This is a genomic window from Photorhabdus akhurstii (assembly GCF_018448925.1).
In the GTDB taxonomy this organism is placed as follows: Bacteria; Pseudomonadota; Gammaproteobacteria; order Enterobacterales; family Enterobacteriaceae; genus Photorhabdus; species Photorhabdus akhurstii.
In genome coordinates, this window is sequence record NZ_RCWE01000014.1 from 24343 (window position 1) to 47796 (window position 23454).

The window sequence follows — 23454 nt, forward strand, 5'->3', positions numbered from 1 at the left end:
TGGTATTTCTGATAGATAAAGAATCCCCTGTGAAATTATAGGGGATTTCTCTGCTTCTATTACAGCACGACCCGTACCAGTTCAAGGTTACCTAACTCTTCATACAGCGTTTCTACCTGTTCAATATGAGTCGCATTGATGGTAATGGATACTGAATGGTAGTTGCCTTTGCTGCTTGGTTTCACTTGTGGAGAGTAATCGCCCGGTGCATGGCGTTGAACTACCTCAACGACCTGATTGACTAGCTCAGGCTCCGCCAGGCCCATCACTTTGTAAGTGAATGAACAAGGGAACTCAAGTAGTTCATTTAATTTCGTTTTCATGGGCGCTCCTGTTTTTGCTTTCCGCGATCGTACGGTCAGTTTCTTCTGTAAAATTTGATACTTTCCCCCGCCTTAAAACGCGGGGGACTTACTGCGATTGGGCGGTAGCCCGATTCGCTTTGGTGGGGTTTATCGCTTAATTATCTCAAGAATTAGCCAAACCAATGATGAAATAGTAGCTTGATGTAATCGATAAAGCGGCTAAAGATGCCGCCTTCTTTTACTTCATTCATGACGACTAAAGGCCGCTGTTCAATAGTCTTACCATCAAGTTGAAAGTTGATAGTACCCACGACTTGATCTTTCGCCAGTGGTGCATGTAATTCACTATTATTCATGACATAGCTGGCTTTCAGATCTTTCAGACGACCACGGGGAATAGTCAGATAAACATCTTTATCAACACCTAACTGAACCCTATCGTTATCGCCAAACCAGACTGGTTCAGAAGCGAACTCTTTGTTTGCTTGCAGAGGAGCAACAGTTTCGAAGAAACGAAAACCCCAGGTCAGTAGTTTCTTACTTTCTGTTTCTCGGCCTTTGTAAGTGTGGCCGCCTAATACCGCAGAAATCAGACGCATATCGCCTTCCGTTGCAGAAGCGACCAGGTTATAACCCGCTGCGCTAGTGTGACCGGTTTTGATACCATCGACATTCAAGCTTTTATCCCACAACAAGCCGTTACGGTTTGTTTGACGGATATTGTTGTAGGTAAACTCTTTTTCTTTATAGATGGCGTACTCTTCGGGAACATCACGGATCAGCGCTTGACCAATCAGCGCCATATCACGGGCAGAGCTATATTGGCCTTCTGCATCCAGACCATGAACGGTTTTGAAATTCGTATTCTTTAATCCGAGAGATTTCACATAACCATTCATTAAATTAACGAAAGACTCTTGGCTACCGGCAACATAATCTGCCATTGCAACACAGGCATCGTTACCGGATTGCAAGTTTATACCGCGGGATAACATGGAAACCGAGACCTGATCGCCTGGCTTGAGGAACATCAGGGAAGAACCTTTAAATACCGGATTACCTGTTGCCCATGCGTCAGTACCGACAGTGACCATATCATTTGGGTGGATTTTGCCTGATTTAATTGCTTGACCAATGACATAACTGGTCATCATTTTTGTCAGACTGGCAGGGTCACGGTGTGCATCTGCATTCATTTCGGCTAGCACTTTGCCTGAATTGTAATCGATAAGGATATAAGCTTCCGCATCGATCTGAGGCACGCCTGGGATCATCGTTTTCAGGTTGATATCATTTCCATCGGCAAAGGCAGAAGCACTTATTGCCAGCGCGACACCCAAGGTGGCGCTTTTTATAAAATGAAAAGTGGTTGTATATTTCATGGTCGGTTGGACAGCATCCGTGAGAAAAGGTTGATATCGAATCACATCATAGCAAATGAAAAAAATACTGACATTGCCAAATTTTGACAAGACTCGGGTTTACATTTTTTTACTCCTCTTACTGATATCTGAATCAAAGTGAGATATCAGTAAGAGAACGATTAAGGGCTGACGATAAAAGAAGACTGTTGTATCTGGTCAGCCAGTTTTTGTTGTAAATCGGCAGCTTGCTGGCGATTGTTGAATGGCCCCAACTGTACACGATAAACGTTACTATGTTGAGTTACGCGTCCTTGAACATTAAAGCGTTGCGCCAGTGTTTGTTGCCACTCTTTTGCTCGTTGCTCACTGCTAACAGCGCCAACCTGAACCATAAAACCGTTCGCTGAGGCGGCTGTCGGTGCTGTTACTATCGAAGTACTGTTTGTAACAGGTTTAGGGGGTTGCAGCTTCATTGCGGGTAGTTGCTCGGTAGTTTCCGGTTGTGCCATCAATGATTGAGTTTGTTCCACCGGCTGATTTGTTAAAGGCTGGCTGCCGGTCTGATCAGGGACATTCTCCATTGTTGGTGTTCCTAGTGGGCTGCTTGTCAGCGTGGGTCTACCCGGTAGAGCGTAACTCTGTTTAACTATCTGGCTGCCAATGGTACCGGGGCCAGATACAGAACCGTCTTGGGCCACCTCAATAAAATCAACCTTAACTTTGGTACTTTGAGTCAGGTTTAAGCGTTCAGAGGAAGCCTTCGATAGCTCGATAATTCTCCCTGGTTTATAAGGACCACGGTCATTGACTCTAACAATCATCATACGGCCATTGCTCAAGTTGGTCACACGGACATAACTTGGAATTGGCAGGGTAGGATGGGCGGCTGTCAGCGCATAAGGATTGAAACGCTCGCCAATTGCGGTCATTTTGCCGCTAGATTCTTCACCGTACCAACTCGCGTAGCCAGTTTCACTGAATTGAGACGGATTTTGCACAATATGATAAGTATGTCCGTTCATCTGATAATCATTATTGGCGCTAGGGTGATAAGGCTCGTAGCGAGGTTCTGCTCCCAGAACATCCTGCGTTGGTACTGCTGCTGGTAACGGGGAAGGTTTTTGTTTGTCAGGAGTAGTACAGCCGGATAGCAGGGCTGCAATCATGCCAAGTATAAGCCAGTGTTGACGCATTGAAACCTCTTCTCTATAAACTTTTAGACAACAATTTTCGGTGTGTGTGAATCGACATGATAATGCCGAAACCAGCCATTAAGACGATTAACGCTGAGCCGCCATAACTGACAAATGGCAAAGGAACGCCTACTACAGGCAGAATACCACTCACCATGCCGATATTGACGAAGATATAAACAAACAGGATTAACACCAGGCCGCCAACCATAACCCGGCCAAAAGTGTTCTGTGCCTTGGTTGCGATGACCAGTCCACGCAGAATTAATAACATATATAATGTTAATAACAGTAGTACGCCAATTAAACCAAGTTCTTCCGACAGTACGGCAAATATGAAATCTGTATGACGTTCCGGCAGAAATTCCAGTTGAGATTGTGTTCCTAATAGCCAGCCTTTACCTGATAAGCCACCGGAGCCAATTGCGATTTTTGATTGAATAATGTGGTAACCCTTACCTAGCGGATCGCTTTCTGGATCAAGTAGCATCATGACGCGATCACGCTGATAGCCATGCATCAGGAAGAACCACAAAATGGGGATAAAGCAGGCTAATAGTAGAGCTGCAATACCGATCAATCGCCAACTCATGCCAGAAAGAAATAAGACAAACAGACCGGAAGCCGCGATCAGAATTGAAGTCCCCAGATCTGGTTGAGCGGCAACCAGTAGAGTAGGCAGAAAAATGAGCATCAGAGCAATGGTGGTATTTTTCAGCGAGGGCGGGCATAAATCGCGGTTCATAAAGCGTGCGATCATCAGTGGTACTGCGATTTTGGCGATCTCAGAAGGTTGGAAGCGGATGATGCCTAAATCCAGCCAGCGTTGTGCGCCTTTACTTATTTGCCCGAAAGCGTCGACAAAAATCAGTAAAATGACACAAACAATATAGAGATGGGGTGCCCAGCTTTCATAAACTCTTGGCGGAATCTGCGCCATGATGAGCATGACAACCAGTCCGGCGCCAATTTGACCAACTTTGCGCTCCATCATACCCATATCTTGACCGCTGGCACTCCACATAACAAAAGCGCTGTATATCAGCAATGCCAAAATGCACAGGAGTAACGGTAGGTCGATATGTAATCTGGTCCAGAGAGGAACCCTTTTTTGGTTTTCTGTCATGGTGTTAATCAGTCACTTTCTGTTCCGGGGGGAGTCGGGACCGCATTCGGCAATGTTGTGTTGTTATCCCCTAATAGTACATGGTCGAGGATTTGGCGAACAAGGGTTCCTACTGCTGGACCTGCGCCACCATTCTCTAAAATAATGGAAAGAGCTACGGTCGGATTTTCATAAGGCGCGAAAGCAATCATCAGCTTATGATCCCGTAAATGCTCTGCAATTTTACTGGCATTGTAGGTTTCATAACTGTAGACCTGTGCTGTTCCCGATTTGGCCGCTGCTTTATAAGGCGTGCCGGTAAAACTCTTGTGGCCGGTACCGTTTGGCAAGTTGGCAACACCGTACATGCCACTTTTTGCTAATTCCCAATATCCTGAATGGATATCGCCAATCTGGATATTTTCTGTTTGTTGATAAGGGATCATCTCACCTTTCAGCTTCTTGCTTAGCAGCAGATGTGGTGTTTTTACATTACCATCGTTAATTAAAGTTATCAGCGCTTTCACCATTTGAATGGGGGTTGCTGTCCAATATCCTTGGCCGATGCCAACAGGAATGGTATCTCCTTGGTACCAAGGTTTTTTATATTTCCTTTGTTTCCATTCGCGAGTAGGCATGATACCGGTGCGTTCTTCGGCCAGGTCGATGCCAGTGTATTCGCCATAGCCGAACTTGGTCATCCATTCAGATAGACGATCAATTCCCATATCATAGGCAACTTGATAAAAGAAAGTATCCGCTGATTCTACAATGGCTCTATGCGGATTGAGACTACCATGTCCCCAACGTTTCCAGTCACGGTAGCGTTTTTCTGAACCCGGTAATTGCCACCAACCCGGATCAAAAATGGTGGTATTTTTATTGATCACGCCTGTGCTTAGTGCTGCAACAGTAATGAAAGGTTTCACTGTCGAAGCTGGAGGGTAGATCCCTTGAGTAGCACGATTAATAAGCGGTCTATCAGGGTTGTTTAATAATTCCTGGTAGTTTTTATTGGAGATGCCGTTTACGAATAGGTTTGGATCATAGCTTGGGTTAGATACCAGCGCCAGAATTTCCCCATTACGTGGATCACTGACAACGACCGCAGCACGGCTGGTTGTGAGGAGTTTCTCAATGTAGATCTGCAATTCGAGATCGATAGTGAGGTAAATATCTTGTCCGGCCTGCGGTGGTTGTTCATGTAATTGGCGTATCACTCGGCCACGGTTATTCACTTCGACTTCTTCGTAACCTGTTTTGCCGTGTAAAACAGCTTCATAGTAGCGTTCAATACCTAATTTGCCGATGTCATGGGTAGCGGCGTAATTAGGTAAAATACCTTCTTTATCCAATCGTTCTACATCTTTATCATTAATTTTAGCCACATAGCCGATGATATGTGTCAGTGCTGAGCCATAAGGATAGAAGCGGCGTTGGTAACCTTTTATTTCAAAACCGGGGAAACGATATTGGTTAACGGCAAAGCGTGCGACTTGAATATGATCAAGCGACGTTTTCAATGGAATAGAAGTAAAGCGGCGCGAACGCTTACGCTCTTTTTCAAAGTTGGCAATGTCTTCGTCAGTCAGATCGATAACATTACGTAAATCATTCAGCGTTTGCTCAAGGTTTTCTACCTTTTCGGGGATGATTTCCAACTGGTAGATGGTTCGATTAAGCGCCAATGGGGTGCCGTTACGGTCATAGATGATACCGCGGCTTGGCGCAATTGGAACCAGTTTAATACGGTTTTCGTTTGAACGGGTTTGATAGTCTTCGTGGCGAGTAATTTGTAAATGGTAAAGATTGGCAATCAGGATACCAGTCAGTACCAAGATGATAATAAACGCCACCAATGCGCGGCGAGCAAATAGGGCTGATTCAGCCGTATAATCACGAAAAGGGGTACGTTTATTTTTCATCCCATTGCCAGAATTCGCTTTTATCCGTTGATAACCAAATTATTCCCGATGATAGGGATGATTGGTGGTAATGCTCCATGCCCGGTACAGGCTTTCCGCAACCAAAACCCGGACCAGAGGATGGGGTAAGGTCAGCGGTGACAGTGACCAGCTTTGTTCTGCGGCAGCTTTACATGCTGGAGCGAGACCTTCTGGCCCGCCTATCAATAAACTGACATCTCTACCATCTTGTTTCCAATGTTCAAGTTGTTGCGCCAGTTGAGGTGTTTCCCAACGGGAACCCGGAATATCCAGGGTAACAATACGGTTGCCTTTGCCAATAGCGGCCAGCATCTGTTCGCCTTCTTTTTCCAGAATGCGCTTAATATCTGCATTTTTGCCCCGTTTGCCAGCCGGAATTTCTACCAATTCAAATGGCATATCTTTGGGAAAACGGCGCAAATAATCGATAAAGCCGGCCTGTATCCAGTCCGGCATTTTTGTACCTACAGCGATTAATTGCAGCTTCAAACTCAGCTCCAGAGCTTTTCAAGTTCATACATGCGGCGGCTCTCTTCTTGCATGACATGTACGATAACTTCACCGAGGTCTACGACGATCCAGTCAGACACGCCTTGCCCTTCAACGCCAAGTGGGATCAGGCCGCTCGCACGACAGTCATCAACCAGATTGTCTGCGACAGACATCAGGTGGCGATTGGAGGTTCCGGTGCAGATAATCATGCAATCGGTAATACTGGATTTCCCTTGAACATCAAGGGAAACGATATCCTGTGCTTTGGAGTTTTCAAGCTTATCAATAACAAACTGTTGGAGTTCTTTACCTTGCAAAAGGCTCATCCTTATTTTTTATCACAATTGATTAAATAGTGCGGAATAATAGCATGTCAGGTCACTTAAGGGTAAGCCAACTAAGCGACTAATCGAGGTAGATTTCGCTATTGGCGATATAACCCCTGTGAATCTATATACTTTTGTACTGAAAGGGGGAGTAAATCGTCACAACTTAACCCTTGCTGGTGGCGTTGACGGATATCTGTTGCTGAGATAGGCAGCAGCGGTGTATCCGCCAGATAGATATAACCGTTAGGTTGACTACTAAGCTGGTTTGGATCGCGGATTTGATGTTCTGTAAACCATTGTTGCATTTCAGTTGTGGAAAACTGGGTCTGATAACCTGGACGAGCGCAAACCAATAAATGACAGAGACTCAGCAGTTCTTGCCAACGATGCCAAGTATGCAGTGATAATAAAGCATCTTGGCCGATTATAAATGCCAGTGGTTGTTTGTTGCCAAGTTCCTGACGGAATGACTCTAGGGTATCAATTGTGTAGGAGGGCGTGGTGCGCTCCAGTTCACGCCTATCGATGGTAAACAGAGGGTTATCTTGTACAGCCAGTTGTACCATTTCAAGCCGCTGTTGTGCGGAGGCTTCTGGTTGTGGGCGGTGTGGCGGGACGTGATTTGGTAGTAAAATCACTTGTTTCAGGCCAGTTTGATATGCCAGGGTCTCAACTGGTTGTAAATGCCCGTAATGGATGGGATCGAATGTTCCACCAAATAATGCTTGAATAACGGGTTGTTTCGGGCCAGTAGAATTAGTGGTATGAGGCATTAAGCAAGCTCTCAGGTAAGGTTTTGCCACATAACAGCATGGAAAGAGTTTCTAAATTTGACCAAATAGGCTGGCCGTAATCCTGCTTGATTTGGCGTTCCATCTGTACAAGTAAATGAAGTGCTTGCTGCAAATCATGTTGAGTGAGACGTTGCAGAGCACTTGTCAGTAATGGGCGACGGTTTTGCCATACCCGATGCTGATCTAACAGCGTTTTCATCGGAGTTGTGGTACTTTGGCGTTTCAGAGTGAGTAGCAGCAGCAATTCCCGCTGTACGGTACGTAATAGAATAACAGCTTCGCAATCTTCTTGTTTTAACTGTTTCAGAATATGCCAGGCTCGTTTTGCTTTACCCGCTAATAACGCGTCTACCCAGTGATAAGGTGTAAAGTGAGCCGCATCATTCACTGCATTTTCAATACGATGTAAGGTCAGTTTACCATCTGGGTATAGCAGGGAGAGTCGCTCAAGTGCCTGAGCCAACGCCAGTAAATTTCCTTCATAGCAGTAACACAGTAGTTGATTGGCCTGCTCTTCCAGCGTCAATTTCATGGCTTTGGCCCGTTGTGCAACCCATTGCGGCAGACGGTGCTGTTCGGGGGGCTGACAACTGACATAAACACCGTTTTTTCCTAGTGCTTTGAACCAGTTACTGTTCTCCTGAGCCTTGGTCAATTTCAGACCACGTAGTATTAACAGTATATCTGGATGAAGAAGCCCTGCCAGTTTTACCAGTTGTTCAGCCATTGCTGCGTTAGGGCCACTTTCAGGCAGAAGCAAAGTGAGTGTTTGACGGCTAGCAAATAGACTTAATGACTGACAGATACCGAATATCTCATCCCATTCGGTGTGATTATCCAGTGCATAGGTGAAGTGTTCAGTGAAAGCGTGTTTTTCAGCAGCCTTGCGGATGTGATCCTGGCTTTCCTGTAATAGCAGGGGTTCATTACCCCATATCAGATAACAGTTTCGCAGCCCTTCATTGAGCTGCGAAATCAGTTGTTCGGGATAGAGTTTGATCATTGTGCTTGCGCAGCTTGCTGTCCCACCTGTTTTTCTCTGGCTTTCTGCTTTTCTGCGTTGTGAACAGTCAATAACTGGCGAACTAACCCGCGAGCGGCTTGTTCACGCATTTCCTGACTGATTATCTCGTTTTCAGCATCTTTCGCCAGAGCTTCTAATGGGTTGTCGAAAAAAGAGCGGTCAACCCTGGAGCGCAGTGGGTATACGCTGCCGTCTGGCATAATGACTTGTGCATCAACGTACAGTGTCAATTGGCGTTCAGCAGCCTTACCATCTTGGAAAACAGAGACAGTATCTTTATTTTCAGAAGAGCCGATTAACTTCAAAATAGGAATATCAGCGCTGCCATCTTCAAGGATAGTGACGTTATTCAGACGAAGCTGTTGACGAACAGAACGGGCCAGTGGCCCATATGGGTCACTGCTTGTTAATTGCAGCTTTTTGAGCTCCGGTGGCACCTGAGTGGTGCCGCGCAGATGAAAACCGCAGCCAGCAGTGACCAGCACCGCCAACCCCAGCAACAACGTTAAAATACGATGTCGCACATTGCCTCCTTTATCAGCCGACGACCAGATTCAGCAGTTTGCCTGGTACATAAATGACTTTGCGAATAGTGACGCCTTCAAGATATTTCGCCACGCCATACTCTTGTGCTGCCAGATCATGAACATATTCTTTAGTCGCATCGACTGGCACAGTAACACGACCACGCACTTTACCGTTAACTTGAATGATGACTAGCTTGGTATCGTCAACCATTGCTTGTTCATCAGCTTGCGGCCAATCAGCCGTATCAATATCACCTTCACCACCCAGAGCTTGCCACATAATAAAGCAAGCATGAGGTGTTATTGGTGACAACATACGGACAACCGCCAACAGCGCCTCTTGCATCAGAGCGCGATCCTGCTTAGTTTCTTGTGGTGCGCGGGTCAGTTTATTCATTAATTCCATTACCGCAGCGATAGCAGTATTGAATGCCTGACGGCGACCAACATCATCTGTGACTTTAGCGATGGTTTTGTGCAGATCTCGGAATAGATCTTTTTGTTCCACTGTCAGGTTTGTGATGTCCAGCGGTTGAGTTGCCCCTTTGCTGCTATGTTCATAAACCAGGCGCCATACACGTTTCAGGAAGCGATTTGCTCCTTCAACGCTGGATTCTTGCCATTCTAATGTCAGCTCTGGTGGAGCCGCGAACATCATAAACAGGCGAACGGTATCAGCACCATATTTTTCTACCATCAATTGAGGGTCAATGCCGTTGTTTTTGGATTTAGACATTTTGCTCATGCCGGTATAAATCAGCTCATGGCCTTCTTTATCCGTCGCTTTAACGATACGGCCTTTATCATCACGCTCAACAATAGTATCAGCTGGGGAAACCCAGATTTTTTCACCATTTTTGCCGATGTAATAAAAAGCATCGGCTAGAACCATGCCCTGACATAACAGGCGCTTAGCGGGTTCATTGGAATTGACCAAGCCTGCATCACGCATCAGTTTATGGAAGAAACGGAAATACATCAGATGCATGATGGCATGTTCGATACCACCGATGTATTGGTCAACTGGCAGCCAATAGTTAGCAGCCGCTGGATCGAGCAAGCCTTTGTCATAATCTGGACAGGTATAGCGAGCGTAGTACCAGGAAGATTCCATAAAGGTATCGAAGGTATCTGTCTCACGTAGTGCCGGCTGGCCGTTGATAGTGGTTTTTGCCCATTCAAGATCAGCTTTAATTGGGCTGGTGATGCCATCCATTTTGACATCTTCCGGCAGAATAACAGGCAGTTGATCTGCTGGAACTGAAACAACCGTGCCATCTTCCAGTGTTGCCATTGGAATAGGAGCGCCCCAGTAACGTTGACGGGAAACACCCCAGTCACGCAGACGATAGTTGACTTTACGCTTACCTACGCCCATTTCCACCAATTTATTAGCGATGGCATTAAAACCGGCTTCGTGATTCAGACCGCTAAATTCACCGGAATTAAACAGAACATTCTTATCCGTTACCGGGGCTTCATGAACATTTGGTTCATTACCTTCACTGTCCAGAATAACGGCTTTCATTGGCAGGTTATATTTTGTCGCAAATTCCCAATCGCGTTGATCGTGGCCGGGAACTGCCATGACAGCACCGGTGCCGTATTCCATCAGGACAAAGTTTGCAACCCAGATTGCCACTTTCTCTTTGGTCAATGGATGAATAGCAAACATACCGGTTGCCATGCCTTTCTTCTCCATTGTTGCCATATCTGCTTCTGCAACTTTGGTATTACGGCACTCATCAATGAAAGCAACCAGTTCAGGGTTATTTTCTGCTGCTTGTTTTGCCAGAGGATGGCCTGCGGCAACCGCAACATAAGTGGCGCCGAGGAACGTATCAGGACGGGTAGTATAGACGGTCAGCTTCTCCTGACTATCAGCCACATCAAAAGTGATTTCTACCCCTTCGGAGCGACCAATCCAGTTGCGCTGCATGGTTTTGACCTGTTCAGGCCACTCTTCCAGCGTATCCAGATCATTTAACAACTCTTCGGCATAATCAGTGATCTTGATAAACCATTGCGGAATTTCTTTACGTTCAACTTTAGTGTCACAACGCCAACAACAGCCATCGACCACTTGTTCATTAGCTAGAACGGTCAGATCGTGAGGGCACCAGTTAACTGCGGAGGTCTTTTTATAAACCAGACCCTTTTCATACAATTTAGTGAAGAACCACTGTTCCCAACGGTAATATTCCGGGGTACAGGTTGTGACTTCACGATCCCAATCGTAACCGAAGCCCAGTGTTTTCAACTGACCTTTCATATATTCGATGTTGGCATAGGTCCACGGAGCAGGCGCGGTATTGTTTTTGACCGCGGCGCCTTCCGCAGGCAGTCCAAACGCATCCCAACCGATAGGTTGTAGGACATTTTTACCCAGCATACGCTGGTAGCGGGAGATAACGTCGCCGATAGTGTAGTTGCGTACATGGCCCATGTGTAGTCGGCCAGAAGGGTAAGGTAGCATGGACAGGCAGTAATATTTTTCTTTACTGTTATCTTCTGTCACTTTAAAAGTTTGCTTCTCTTGCCAATGAAGCTGAACTTGCGGCTCTATATCTTCTGGACGGTATTGTTCTTGCATGGCACCGATAATCCTATGGTGAGTAAAAAGCTACGCTTGTAGCAATCATTTAGTTGGTAAAATATGAGATCGGCATAGCATATCTGATTTGATATATAAGAAACAGTGGTTCTGAGGGAAAATCCGATGGCGACGGGTGTCACCACCGGAAATGAAATGAGGTTAGTGAAGAATTTTAGCGAGAAATTCTTTGGCGCGATCTGATTTTGGATTCGCAAAGAAATCTTCTTTCTTGCTATCTTCAACAATTTTGCCTTCATCCATAAAGATAACTCGGCTGGCTACTTTACGGGCGAAGCCCATTTCGTGAGTAACAACCATCATGGTCATCCCTTCGTCTGCCAGTTTAACCATGACATCAAGCACTTCATTGATCATTTCAGGGTCGAGTGCGGAGGTGGGTTCGTCAAATAGCATGGCAATCGGGTCCATACAAAGGGCACGGGCGATTGCTACACGTTGCTGCTGACCACCGGAAAGTTGCGATGGGAATTTATTCGCCTGACTGGCAAGCCCGACGCGTTCAAGTAATTTCAATCCTTTTTCTTCTGCCGTTTTTTTATCACGATTGAGCACTTTAATCTGCGCCAGAGTTAAATTCTCAATGATGGAGAGATGGGGGAACAGCTCAAAATGCTGGAACACCATGCCGACTTTAGAACGTAGTTGTGCCAGATTGGTGTTTTTGTCATTGACTTTAATGTCATTAACCAGAATTTCACCCTGTTGGATGGATTCCAGACCATTAACCGTTTTTATCAGGGTGGATTTGCCTGAGCCAGATGGGCCACAGACTACAACGACTTCACCTTTTTTAACTTCAGTTGAGCAGTCGGAGAGAACCTGAAATTGGCCATACCACTTGGATACATTTTTCAGGGAGATCATCAAACAGTCCTTTTCTTCAAATAGTTAACCAGCATAGATGCGGCAATACTAATAATAAAATAAACCAAACCAGCAAATAGGATCATTTCGACCTGAGTGCCATCACGCTCACCGATATTTGCCGCAGTACGGAAAAAGTCCGCGAGACTGAGCACATACACCAATGAGGTGTCTTGAAACAGTACGATCCCCTGTGTCAATAACAGCGGAGTCATCGCACGGAATGCTTGAGGCAGGATAACCAGCCTCATACTTTGCATTGGTGTCATACCTAATGCCAGTGCTGCCGAAGATTGCCCGCGGGAGATACTCTGAATTCCTGCCCGGATAATTTCTGAATAGTAAGCTGCTTCGAAAAAGGCGAATGCAACCATAGCTGAAATTAAACGAATATCTGTTTTCGGAGAAATCCCCAGAACATTCTGTACTAGGCTAGGCACAATTAGGTAGAACCATAACAGTACCATAACTAGTGGTACAGAGCGGAACAGATTGACATATAAAGTGGCAAACCAGCTCAGTACTTTTATCGAAGAGAGCCGCATAACGGCCAGCACGGTTCCCCAGAGAATACCGACAACAACAGCAATAATCGTTATTTTTGCTGTAATGACTAAGCCTTGTAGCAGAAATGGGATACTGGGGATAATCGAACTCCAGTCAAACTCGTACATTTATTGACCTCCAATATTACCCGGTAAACGTACCTTTTTCTCAAGCAAGTGCATGGCGAGCATAATCACCAGATTGATTCCGACATAGGCCAACGTAATGGCGGTAAATGTTTCATAAGCATGTGCTGAGTAATCAAGTAACTTACCTGCCTGTGCTGCCATATCTACCAGACCAATAGTGGAGGCGATGGCGGAGTTTTTTACCAGATTCATCATTTCTGATGTCATGGGTGGAATGATCACTCGATAGGCGTTGGGTAATAGGACATAACGATAGGTTTGTGGCAAGGTTAGCCCCATTGCCAGCCCTGCCGATTTTTGCCCGCGTGGTAGTGATTGTATGGCGGCACGAACCTGCTCACACACACGTGCCGCAGTGAAAAGACCTAAACAGACAGTGGATGAGAGAAAAAATTGAATATTAGGGTCCAATTCAGTTTTAAACCACAGACTAATTTTTTCTGGCAGTAGTTCAGGTACAACCAGATACCAGATAAAAAATTGAACTATCAGCGGTACGTTACGAAAAAGCTCAACATAACAGGTCCCCATCCCAGATAATATTTTATTGGGAACAGTGCGCAAGATGCCGAACAGCGAGCCGACAATGAAAGCGAGAATCCAAGCGCAGATAGACAAGGCAATCGTCACCTGAAATCCAGCTATCAACCAGCCTAGATAAGTTGTATTGCCGAAAGGGGCAGCTTGCAAAAAGATGCCCCAGTTCCAATCGATTGACATAATAATACTCCCTGCGAGGGGGGTAGTTTGATCCCCTGAAAGCGACTGATTGGCTGAGAAAAAAAAGCGAGGTAGGGAACGGCCACCTCGCACCCTGTGATGCCAATCAAATAGTCATTTTTTAATTATATTTCTAGTCAAGCGCCTTATCATTTGGCGATTTAAATAGTGCTTTCATTTCATCAGACAAAGAGAAGTTCAGGTTCAGATTCTTGGGTGGAATCGGGTGTTTGAACCAGCGCTCAAATGATTTCTCTGCCTCTCCTGAGGTTTGCGCCTGAACAATGGTCTCATCGATCAGCTTCTTGAATTGAAGATCGTCTTTGCGCGATATACAACCATAGGCTTCTCTAGACTGAGGCGTGCCAACAATTTCCCATTGATCAGGTTTTTTCGCTTTAGCGCGTTCGCCTGCTAGCAGAGCATCGTCCACCATAAAGGCGATTGCACGGCCGGATTCCAGAGTACGGAATGAGTCACCATGATCTTTTGCACTGATGATGCGCATTTTCATGTTTTTTTCATCGTTGAGTTTATTCAGCAATATTTCAGAAGTCGTACCTGCTGAAACAACGACATTTTTGCCGGCTAAATCAGGGAAATCTTTTATACCGGAACCTTTTTTAGTCAGCAAACGTGTACTAACAATAAAGATAGAGTTTGAGAAAGTGACTTGTTTTTGGCGTTCAAGGTTATTGGAAGTGGAACCGCATTCGAAATCGTAAGTGCCATTTTGTAGCAATGGGATGCGATTTTGAGAAGTTATGGGTATCAATTTTACTTGCAGATTTGGCATGTCCAGTTTCTTTTTCACCGCTTCAACAATCAGATTAGAATAATCCTGAGAGTAGCCGACGACTTTTTGCTGATTATCGTAGTAAGCAAAAGGTACGGAAGACTCACGATGTCCCACAATGATCACGCCATCATCTTTGATCTTTTTCAGTGTTCCCGTTAATTCTTCGGCCTGAACAGCCCCCGCCATGCCAAGTAACATCATGGTTAATACTAGGTTACGCATACGCATATACAACTCCTTTAATGTGGCTATCGTTTGCGATGTTGTGTTTGCAAAAGTCTCTCTGTGATTTGTTTTTAATCGAGGATCATTTGCTGTCATATGTATATATAGTGTTAAAAAATAGTACAAAAGGGTTAGTCAATGAAAATGAATTGTTTCTATTTCGGGAGCTGTCTCGCACTATAAATGAACAATGTTGTTTATCTTGCACAATAAAGGTGCGTGATTATCATTTTTTTAGTGCATTTTCCCATTTTTGGTTATTGAAACAGCTATTTCCCTTTCTATTCATAGATATAGCAGCAATTAGCGTGCCAAAATAGTAAAGGGGGGTAAAATTAGCACCAATAAGTTGTTTAAGTAGGTTATTTGCATAACATAGAGTGATATCAGTTGTTGAGGGTTAGCAGGGTTAATTATCGCTAGTAATTAACCTTGCTGAATTTCTTAGGGTAGGTCAGTGGTAGAAGTGGGTAAGGTATATTTCATACCAATTGCCAGACGATTCCATAGGTTGATAAGGCCGATTAACAATGTTAAATCGACAATCTCTTTTTCATCAAACTCCGCCAATAGTGGAGTGTAATGTTCATCTTCTGCTCCAGTTTCGACAATCCGAGATAAAGCCTCTGCCCAGCCTAAAGCCGCACGCTCCCGTGATGTAAAAATAGTCGCTTCTTTCCAGGCGCTTAGGAGATAGAGTTTTTGTTCGCTATTTCCTGCCTTGCGGGCAGCTTTGGAATGCATATTAAGACAAAAGGCACAGCCATTGATTTGGGAAACTCTGACTTTGATGAGTTCGATGAGCGCCTTACCGAGAGTGGATTGGTAAGTTAATTCATCGACTTTTACGACCGCATTATAAAGCTCTGGTGAAATTTCTGATGGTTGCAGACGTTTTGCTTGCATAACTTGTTACTCCTTTGTTTTTCTATCAATTGGATGGAAAATGGATTAAAAGTTAATCGGTTCCTGCATAGTGCAAAGGAATAGTGCAAGGGAGCAATTTCGCTCCCTTTTGGCTATATGGATTAAGATTTACGGCGGTTATATGTTAAGGCAAACAGGGCAAACAATACGGTAATTATCCATACCGGCCAGTTACCCCAGCGAGCATAGGGTGTTATTCCGGTTGCGGGCGTCACTTTAGCTGCCAGAACATTACGGGTAAATTGTGGGAGTGCTGCCTGTACTTCTCCGTCCGGGCTGATAACGGCTGTAATGCCGTTATTGGTACTACGTAGTAATGGGCGTCCTAATTCGAGGGAACGCATGCGTGCCATTTGGAAATGTTGCCAAGGGCCAATTGAACCACCAAACCAAGCATCATTGGAAACAGTGAGTAAGAATTCGGTATCCGGTTTGAAATTCGCACGAACCTGTTCGCCCAGTATAATTTCATAACAAATAGCGGTGGTTAAATTATATCCTGCAACAGAAAGCTGTGGTTGAATGTAGTTGCCACGGCTGAATGAAGACATGGGTAAGTTGAAGAATGGTGCCAGAGGACGGAGTAGAGACTCCAGAGGAACAAATTCGCCGAATGGTACCAGATGGTATTTATCGTAGCGAATAGCTGCCGGATATTGATAAGGTATTTTATCGCCGAGGACAATCACGCTGTTATAGATCTTATCGCTGTCGCCAACGGCTCTTTCATCGACAATACCGGTAATAAGGCTGGTATGTTGATTGCGTAACAGCTCATCTAATTTTGCTAGAAAGTGGCGTTGATAACTTTCCAATGAAGGAATAGCAGACTCCGGCCAGATGATTATCGGTATTTTGCCGATATATGGCAGGCTATTATCCATGTAGATGTCCATAGTTTCGTTGAGCATATTGGGTGCCCATTTCAGGGATTGTGGAATATTTCCCTGAACCAGCGCGACATCAACAGCTTTTTCAGGCAGTAGGTTGTACCACTGATAATGGCGTATTGGCCACGGTAATAGCAAAATGGCGACAGCGATAACACCAGCGACTATTTTCCGATGTACGATGGCCAGAACGAATAACCCGCTGAGAGCCATTAACAAGAAAGTGATGGCCTCAACACCCAAAATTGGTGCAATGGCTTTCATTGGACCATCTAATTGGCTGTAGCCGAATTGTAGCCAGGGAAAACCGGTTAGAATCCAGCCGCGCAGGAATTCGGTAAGTTGCCATAATGCAGGTGCTGCCACAGCCAGCCTTACCCCGTTCGTTTTTGCGAAGAAACGGTTGAGTAAGCCAGCGAATAAAGCAGGATAGAGAGAGAGATAGGCGGCAAGTAATATGACCAGCAAAATATTGACCGCGGTCGGCATGCCACCGAAATTGGCAATGCTGACATACACCCAGTTTGTACCACTGCCAAACAGGCCGAATCCCCAACAAAAAGCAATAAATGCCGCTTGTCGGGGTGTTCTGTTCAAAGTCAGAAGTTGTAGTCCAAACAGGGAGATAATAGCGGCAGGCCAGAAGTCAAAAGGCGAAAAAGCCAGTGTTCCACTGGCTCCGAAAAACAGTGCCAGCAGGGCGCGCAGCCGTTGGCAATTTAATAATGAAGCTTTGTTCATTCAGATTTTATTCTTCTTCAAGGTTAGGTATTGGCGCATCGTCCGGTATCGTAACGTAAACTTGAATAATTCTTCGGCTATCGGCCATAGCGACTTTAAAGAGATAACCGTTGATATCAACAGATTCTCCTCTGGCTGGCAAATGACCGAATGCTTGCATAACCAGACCGCCAATAGTATCCACTTCTTCATCACTGAATTGGGTGCTAAAGGCTTCATTAAAGTCTTCAATCTGAGTTAGCGCTCGTACCGTATAGGTATGACGGCTCAAGGCACGAATATCGACATCTTCTTCTTCATCGTATTCGTCTTCAATTTCACCGACGATCAGTTCAAGAATATCTTCGATAGTGACCAGGCCCGATACACCACCAAACTCATCAATGACGATTGCCATATGATAACGTTGAGAACGGAACTCTTTCAGCATGCGGTCAACCCGTTTACTTTCAGGTACAACGACAGCCTGACGCAGAACCTTATCTATGCTGAATGGCGGCGCATCGGTACGCATAAATGGCAATAGGTCTTTTGCCATTAAAATTCCTTCAATGTGATCTTTGTCTTCACTGATCACAGGGAAGCGAGAATGAGCCGAATCGATAATTACATCCAGACATTCGTCCAGGGTTTGATTACGTTTTAAGGTAACGATTTGAGAACGGGGGATCATGATATCCCGGACACGCTGATCGGAAATATCCATTACCCCTTCGAGCATATCGCGGGTATCAGGATCAATCAGATCGTTTTGTTCAGAGTCACGGATCAGTTCCACCAGTTCATCACGGCTTTTTGGCTCACCGTGAAAAAGCTGGTTAAGAAGAAGAGTGAAAAACCCTTTCTTAGGGCTAGGGTTATCGTTACTTGAAGGATGGTCGTCGCTCATGGCGTTTTAATGAAAATTTCCCATTAAATAAGTTATTGTCGGTATTTTTTAGCATAAAAATGGTACGAATGGTTACTTTTTTTCTGCAAGGTAGGGGTCAGCATAACCTAACGCTTGCATAATTTCTGTTTCCAAAGATTCCATTTCTTCTGCTTCATCATCTTCTATATGGTCATAACCCAGCAAATGTAGGCAGCCGTGCACAACCATATGCGCCCAATGTTCTTCTACTGTTTTTTGTTGCTCCTCCGCTTCTTTTTCAACAACCTGACGACAGATAATGAGATCGCCAAGCAGGGGTAAATCAACCTCTGGTGGTGCTTCAAATGGGAAAGATAACACATTTGTTGGCTTATCTTTACCACGGTAAGTCAGATTTAAATCGTGGCTTTCTGCCTCATCAACAATGCGGATAGTGACTTCACTTTCAGGTTGAAATTGAGGTAAAACCCCATCCAGCCAGCGCTGGAACAGGGTTTCTTCAGGAAGACCTTGTAAATGCTCACAGGCAATTTGTAAATCAAGTATGACTGAACTCATTGTGCTTCCTGCTTGCGTTGCTCGCTGAGTGTCTGTTTGCGTTTTTGCTCGGTTGCTTCCCACTCTTCATAGGCAATGACAACTTTAGCAACAACCGGGTGGCGGACAACATCATCACTGTGGAAAAAGTTGAAACTCAGCTCGCCGACGCCTGATAGAACTTCAATGGCATGGCGCAGGCCGGATTTCTGCCCACGAGGCAGGTCGATCTGCGTAACGTCGCCGGTAACAACCGCTTTGGAGTTGAAGCCGATACGGGTCAGGAACATCTTCATTTGTTCGATGGTCGTGTTCTGGCTCTCATCCAGAATAATAAAAGCGTCGTTTAGGGTTCGTCCACGCATATAAGCTAATGGAGCAACTTCAATAACGTTACGCTCGATCAGCTTCTCCACTTTTTCAAAACCTAGCATTTCAAACAAGGCGTCGTAGAGTGGGCGCAGGTACGGATCAACTTTTTGGCTCAGGTCGCCAGGTAGAAAACCTAATTTTTCGCCCGCTTCTACTGCCGGACGGGTTAGCAGGATACGGCGGATTTCCTGCCGTTCCAGTGCATCAACCGCAGCGGCAACGGCCAGGTAAGTTTTTCCCGTACCGGCAGGACCAATCCCAAACGTAATATCATGGCTAAGAATATTAGCAATATATTGTGCCTGATTGGGCGTGCGTGGTTTCACCATGCCGCGTTTGGTACGAATGTTAACAGCTTTACCGTATTCGGGTATGCTCTCTGCGGTTTGCTCCAGAACCCGGCTTTCGGTGATTGCCAGATGGATCTGTTCTGGTTTGATGTCAGGGATCACCCCACGGACAGGGGAAGTTTCCGCATATAAATGGCGTAGGATATTAGTGGCTGCGCTAACGCACAGCGGTTTGCCCATCAGTTTGAAACGGTTATCACGACGGCTGATTTCAATACCTAACCGGCGTTCAAGCTGCTTCAAATTGTCATCAAACGGACCACACAGACTCATTAGGCGCTGATTATCGGCTGGTTCGAGGAAAATTTCCTGAGTTGCTATTTGTGAATGAATTTGTTGAATCACTGATTATCTCTATATTTAGGGCTGATAAGTGCCGACCCCGATTTCATCTTCTTTACGGGTACGGGCTATAACGGACTCAGGTGATTCGTGTGTACGAAGATCCATTTGATCTTCGGTACGGATAACTTTACCGCGTAGTGAGTTGGCGTAGACATCAACAATTTCAACATCAACGAATTTGCCAATCATATCAGGCTGGCCTTCAAAGTTGACAACCCGATTGTTTTCGGTACGGCCAGAAAGTTCCATCACATTCTTACGGGAAGTTCCTTCAACCAGAATACGTTGTACACTGCCCAACATAGCACGGCTGTAGCTCATTGCTTGTTGGTTGATACGTTGTTGTAACAGGTAAAGACGCTGTTTCTTCTCTTCTTCGCTGACATCATCAGGCAGATCGGCTGCCGGCGTTCCCGGACGAGCAGAATAGATGAAGCTGTAGCTCATATCGAAATTGACATCAGCGATCAGTTTCATGGTTTTCTCGAAGTCATCTTGGGTTTCACCTGGGAATCCGATAATGAAGTCAGAGCTTATCAAGATATCAGGACGTGCTTTACGCAGTTTGCGGATAATGCTTTTATACTCGAGGGCTGTGTGGGCGCGTTTCATCAACGTTAGAATACGGTCCGAGCCACTTTGCACCGGTAGATGCAGGAAACTAACCAATTCCGGCGTGTCTTCGTAAACCGCGATAATATCGTCTGTAAACTCAATTGGGTGGCTAGTCGTAAAGCGAATACGGTCAATACCATCTATAGCCGCTACCAAACGAATTAACTCAGCGAAAGAGCAGATATCACCATCATAAGTGGCGCCACGATAAGCGTTCACGTTCTGACCGAGAAGGTTGACTTCACGTACGCCTTGCGCGGCAAGTTGCGCGATTTCAAACAGAACATCATCACATGGGCGGCTAACTTCTTCTCCGCGGGTATAAGGGACGACACAGAAAGTACAGTATTTGTTGCAGCCTTCCATAATAGAAACAAAAGCAGACGGACCTTCAGCACGCGGTTCAGGCAGACGGTCAAATTTCTCGATTTCCGGGAAGCTGATATCAACAACCGGGCTGCGGGTGCCTTTCACCTGGTTGATCATCTCAGGTAAACGGTGCAATGTTTGCGGCCCGAAAATAATATCTACACATTGAGCGCGTTGACGGATGAAATCCCCTTCCTGAGAGGCGACACAGCCACCGACTCCAATGATGATATCTGGATTAGTATCTTTTAGGTTTTTCCAGCGGCCTAATTGATGGAAAACCTTTTCCTGTGCTTTTTCGCGGATTGAACAGGTATTTAATAGCAAAATGTCTGCTTCTTCGGCGACATCGGTTAACTGATAACCGTGAGTACTTTCCAGCAGGTCGGCCATTTTAGATGAATCATATTCATTCATCTGACAGCCCCAAGTTTTAATATACAGTTTTTTTATCGTCGACATTTTCTTGTGCATCCGAGCTTTTTACCGCGCTGAAATGTGTTATTACACGGCAAAAGCAATTGTGTATTAGGCATAAAGTTGTCGGGTATTGTAGTCATTTGCAGGAGCAGTGACCAGACTGTTAAACAGGATATTCTCTACCGGAGAATTAAAAATTCGGTACACTGTACTAATCAATGGGTTAATAGCATGACTGAGATGAATAATTCACAACAGATTTTTGATGTAGTGGTGGTTGGTGCTGGCATGATCGGCGCTGCAACAGCATTGGGGCTGGCACAGGAAGGTTGGACAGTTGCTTTATTGGATCATCAACCACCACAATCTTATGATGCACAGAGTCATCCTGATGTACGTGTATCAGCAATCAGTTGTGCTTCTGTCGATTTGTTCAAACAACTTGGCGCATGGGATACGGTATTGCAGATGCGTAGCGCGCCGTATCGTACATTAGAGACCTGGGAACAGAATGATTCTAATTTGGTGTTTGATGCACAAAGCCTAGGGTTGCCTGAGTTGGGCTATATGGTTGAAAACCATATCTTGCAACTGGCTTTGTGGCAACAGTTTGAAAAATATCCCAATTTGACTTTGCTATGCCCGGCAGTATTGCAATCAATGCAGTGGCAGAAAGTGGGGTGGTTAGTGACTCTGGCTGACGGAACAGAAATGACGGCTCGCTTAATTGTCGGGGCTGATGGTGCTCGTTCTCAGGTTCGGCAAATGGCGGGAATTGGCAGCCGTGGCTGGCAGTACAGACAGTCTTGTATGTTGATCACGGTAAAAACAGAACAGCCACAACAGGATATTACCTGGCAGCAGTTTTTTCCTTCTGGCCCGAGAGCGTTTCTTCCACTGTTTGATCAATGGGCTTCGCTGGTGTGGTACGACAAACCGGCACGCATACGACAATTACAGGCAATGTCGATGGCTCAACTTGAGCAGGAAATTTTTCAGGCATTTCCTGTGCGGTTAGGTAAAGTGACCCCCGTTGCTGCCGGTTCATTTCCTTTGGCTCGTCATCATGCTAACAGTTATGTACGTGAAGGATTAGTATTGTTGGGTGATGCAGCTCATACCATTAATCCTCTGGCCGGGCAGGGAGTAAATCTTGGTTATCGGGATGTGAATACTCTGCTTGATGTTTTGGTGAAGGCGAAAGAATTAACAGAGCAGTGGGATTCATTGGAAGTGTTGATGCGTTATCAGCGTCGTAGAATGCCGGATAACCTGATGATGCAAGCTGGAATGGATCTATTTTACACCGTGTTCAGTAATGAGCAGCCAGGGCTGAAAGTTGTTCGTAATCTGGCGCTAATGGCAGCTCAACGGGCTGGTGTAATGAAAAAAACGGTGCTTAAGTATGCGTTAGGATTGTAACCGTATAGATTGGTAGTGAAGATCACAAGCACGTCGTAAATTTGTTTATGGCGTGGATAATTTACTTTTCTTCTATATATGCAATAAATATATGCACTTACGAGCGGAGAAAAGCAGAAGGGACTTGGAAAGCGAAAACCCGCTTGTTGTAAGCGGGCTTCCTGAATATGGCTGGGGTACCAGGATTCGAACCTGGGAATGCCGGAATCAGAATCCGGTGCCTTACCGCTTGGCGATACCCCAATAAAATGGTGGCTACGACGGGAATCGAACCTGTGACCCCAGCATTATGAGTGCTGTGCTCTAACCAGCTGAGCTACGTAGCCTTATTTTTGATGCGAGAAATTTACTACAAAATATCAGTGAGCGACATCCAGTTAATGGCTGGGGTACCAGGATTCGAACCTGGGGATGCCAGGATCAAAACCTGGTGCCTTACCGCTTGGCGATACCCCAACTGAAAGTATTCACATGCACAACATGTTGTCAGAATTGTGTTATCAGGATTATGGCTGGGGTACCAGGATTCGAACCTGGGAATGCCAGGATCAAAACCTGGTGCCTTACCGCTTGGCGATACCCCATCTGAATAACGA

General features: G+C 45.4%; 22 protein-coding genes and 4 tRNA genes. 1 reads left to right on the forward strand and 25 read right to left on the reverse strand.

Annotation, left to right across the window (positions count from 1 at the left end):
• Positions 1-59: 59 nt before the first annotated feature.
• The 21 genes from ybeD to miaB all read right to left on the reverse strand — a co-directional run bounded on the left by ybeD (position 60) and on the right by miaB (position 21478).
• Positions 60-323, reverse strand: a complete 264-nt coding sequence (ybeD, locus tag EAE93_RS15280) for a DUF493 family protein YbeD (RefSeq protein ID WP_011145617.1) — start codon at positions 321-323, stop codon at positions 60-62.
• Positions 324-475: 152 nt separating this feature from the next.
• A complete protein-coding gene (gene dacA, locus EAE93_RS15285) occupies positions 476-1687 on the reverse strand; it encodes a D-alanyl-D-alanine carboxypeptidase DacA (RefSeq protein WP_036776813.1) in 1212 nt (403 codons plus the stop codon).
• Between the two features lie 161 nt (positions 1688-1848).
• Complete coding sequence (rlpA, locus tag EAE93_RS15290; RefSeq protein WP_214040026.1) at positions 1849-2862, reverse strand: endolytic peptidoglycan transglycosylase RlpA; 1014 nt, start codon at positions 2860-2862, stop codon at positions 1849-1851.
• Between the two features lie 13 nt (positions 2863-2875).
• Positions 2876-3988 (reverse strand): peptidoglycan glycosyltransferase MrdB, encoded by a 1113-nt coding sequence (mrdB, locus tag EAE93_RS15295; RefSeq protein WP_036776743.1) that lies wholly within the window; start codon positions 3986-3988, stop codon positions 2876-2878.
• Positions 3989-3996: 8 nt separating this feature from the next.
• Positions 3997-5892, reverse strand: a complete 1896-nt coding sequence (gene mrdA / locus EAE93_RS15300) for a peptidoglycan DD-transpeptidase MrdA (protein WP_036813319.1) — start codon at positions 5890-5892, stop codon at positions 3997-3999.
• Between the two features lie 39 nt (positions 5893-5931).
• Positions 5932-6402 carry a 23S rRNA (pseudouridine(1915)-N(3))-methyltransferase RlmH gene (gene rlmH / locus EAE93_RS15305; RefSeq protein ID WP_214040027.1) on the reverse strand — a complete coding sequence of 157 codons (471 nt, stop codon included), beginning with the start codon at positions 6400-6402 and terminating at the stop codon, positions 5932-5934.
• 2 nt (positions 6403-6404) lie between these two features.
• Positions 6405-6731, reverse strand: a complete 327-nt coding sequence (gene rsfS, locus EAE93_RS15310) for a ribosome silencing factor (protein WP_074525019.1) — start codon at positions 6729-6731, stop codon at positions 6405-6407.
• 98 nt (positions 6732-6829) lie between these two features.
• Complete coding sequence (gene nadD, locus EAE93_RS15315) at positions 6830-7507, reverse strand: nicotinate-nucleotide adenylyltransferase (protein ID WP_044467119.1); 678 nt, start codon at positions 7505-7507, stop codon at positions 6830-6832.
• Positions 7491-8531: a DNA polymerase III subunit delta gene (gene holA / locus EAE93_RS15320; RefSeq protein ID WP_105399041.1), complete on the reverse strand. Its 1041-nt coding sequence runs from the start codon at positions 8529-8531 to the stop codon at positions 7491-7493. Before holA ends, nadD begins: the two co-directional genes overlap by 17 nt.
• On the reverse strand, positions 8528-9076 hold the full coding sequence (gene lptE, locus EAE93_RS15325; protein ID WP_036813329.1) for an LPS assembly lipoprotein LptE: 549 nt from the start codon (positions 9074-9076) through the stop codon (positions 8528-8530). The genes holA and lptE overlap by 4 nt, the downstream gene beginning before the upstream one ends.
• Positions 9077-9089: 13 nt before the next feature.
• On the reverse strand, positions 9090-11672 hold the full coding sequence (gene leuS, locus EAE93_RS15330; RefSeq protein WP_214040028.1) for a leucine--tRNA ligase: 2583 nt from the start codon (positions 11670-11672) through the stop codon (positions 9090-9092).
• Between the two features lie 162 nt (positions 11673-11834).
• Positions 11835-12560: an amino acid ABC transporter ATP-binding protein gene (locus EAE93_RS15335; RefSeq protein WP_036813335.1), complete on the reverse strand. Its 726-nt coding sequence runs from the start codon at positions 12558-12560 to the stop codon at positions 11835-11837.
• Positions 12560-13234 carry a glutamate/aspartate ABC transporter permease GltK gene (gene gltK / locus EAE93_RS15340; protein WP_036776721.1) on the reverse strand — a complete coding sequence of 225 codons (675 nt, stop codon included), beginning with the start codon at positions 13232-13234 and terminating at the stop codon, positions 12560-12562. Before gltK ends, EAE93_RS15335 begins: the two co-directional genes overlap by 1 nt.
• Complete coding sequence (locus EAE93_RS15345; RefSeq protein ID WP_214040029.1) at positions 13235-13975, reverse strand: amino acid ABC transporter permease; 741 nt, start codon at positions 13973-13975, stop codon at positions 13235-13237.
• Between the two features lie 133 nt (positions 13976-14108).
• Complete coding sequence (locus EAE93_RS15350; RefSeq protein ID WP_036813341.1) at positions 14109-15002, reverse strand: amino acid ABC transporter substrate-binding protein; 894 nt, start codon at positions 15000-15002, stop codon at positions 14109-14111.
• Between the two features lie 441 nt (positions 15003-15443).
• Positions 15444-15905: a carboxymuconolactone decarboxylase family protein gene (locus EAE93_RS15355; protein ID WP_110090917.1), complete on the reverse strand. Its 462-nt coding sequence runs from the start codon at positions 15903-15905 to the stop codon at positions 15444-15446.
• A gap of 122 nt (positions 15906-16027) precedes the next feature.
• Positions 16028-17557: an apolipoprotein N-acyltransferase gene (gene lnt, locus EAE93_RS15360; protein ID WP_214040030.1), complete on the reverse strand. Its 1530-nt coding sequence runs from the start codon at positions 17555-17557 to the stop codon at positions 16028-16030.
• 7 nt (positions 17558-17564) lie between these two features.
• Complete coding sequence (corC, locus tag EAE93_RS15365) at positions 17565-18446, reverse strand: CNNM family magnesium/cobalt transport protein CorC (protein WP_036813348.1); 882 nt, start codon at positions 18444-18446, stop codon at positions 17565-17567.
• 72 nt (positions 18447-18518) lie between these two features.
• Positions 18519-18986 (reverse strand): rRNA maturation RNase YbeY, encoded by a 468-nt coding sequence (gene ybeY / locus EAE93_RS15370; RefSeq protein WP_036776707.1) that lies wholly within the window; start codon positions 18984-18986, stop codon positions 18519-18521.
• Complete coding sequence (locus EAE93_RS15375; protein ID WP_181147861.1) at positions 18983-19960, reverse strand: PhoH family protein; 978 nt, start codon at positions 19958-19960, stop codon at positions 18983-18985. Before EAE93_RS15375 ends, ybeY begins: the two co-directional genes overlap by 4 nt.
• 87 nt (positions 19961-20047) lie before the next feature.
• Positions 20048-21478 carry a tRNA (N6-isopentenyl adenosine(37)-C2)-methylthiotransferase MiaB gene (gene miaB / locus EAE93_RS15380; protein WP_036813394.1) on the reverse strand — a complete coding sequence of 477 codons (1431 nt, stop codon included), beginning with the start codon at positions 21476-21478 and terminating at the stop codon, positions 20048-20050.
• Positions 21479-21676: 198 nt separating this feature from the next.
• Here miaB and ubiF point away from each other — a divergent pair, with 198 nt between their 5' ends.
• Complete coding sequence (gene ubiF, locus EAE93_RS15385; protein ID WP_181148379.1) at positions 21677-22858, forward strand: 3-demethoxyubiquinol 3-hydroxylase; 1182 nt, start codon at positions 21677-21679, stop codon at positions 22856-22858.
• Positions 22859-23026: 168 nt separating this feature from the next.
• Here the strand turns inward: ubiF and EAE93_RS15390 are convergent.
• From EAE93_RS15390 to EAE93_RS15405, 4 genes are all read right to left on the reverse strand, one after another.
• Positions 23027-23101 (reverse strand) — tRNA-Gln (locus EAE93_RS15390).
• A 6-nt stretch (positions 23102-23107) separates the two neighbouring features.
• Positions 23108-23184, reverse strand: a tRNA-Met gene (locus EAE93_RS15395).
• A 55-nt stretch (positions 23185-23239) separates the two neighbouring features.
• A tRNA-Gln gene (locus EAE93_RS15400) sits at positions 23240-23314 on the reverse strand.
• 53 nt (positions 23315-23367) lie between these two features.
• Positions 23368-23442, reverse strand: a tRNA-Gln gene (locus EAE93_RS15405).
• Positions 23443-23454: the final 12 nt, after the last annotated feature.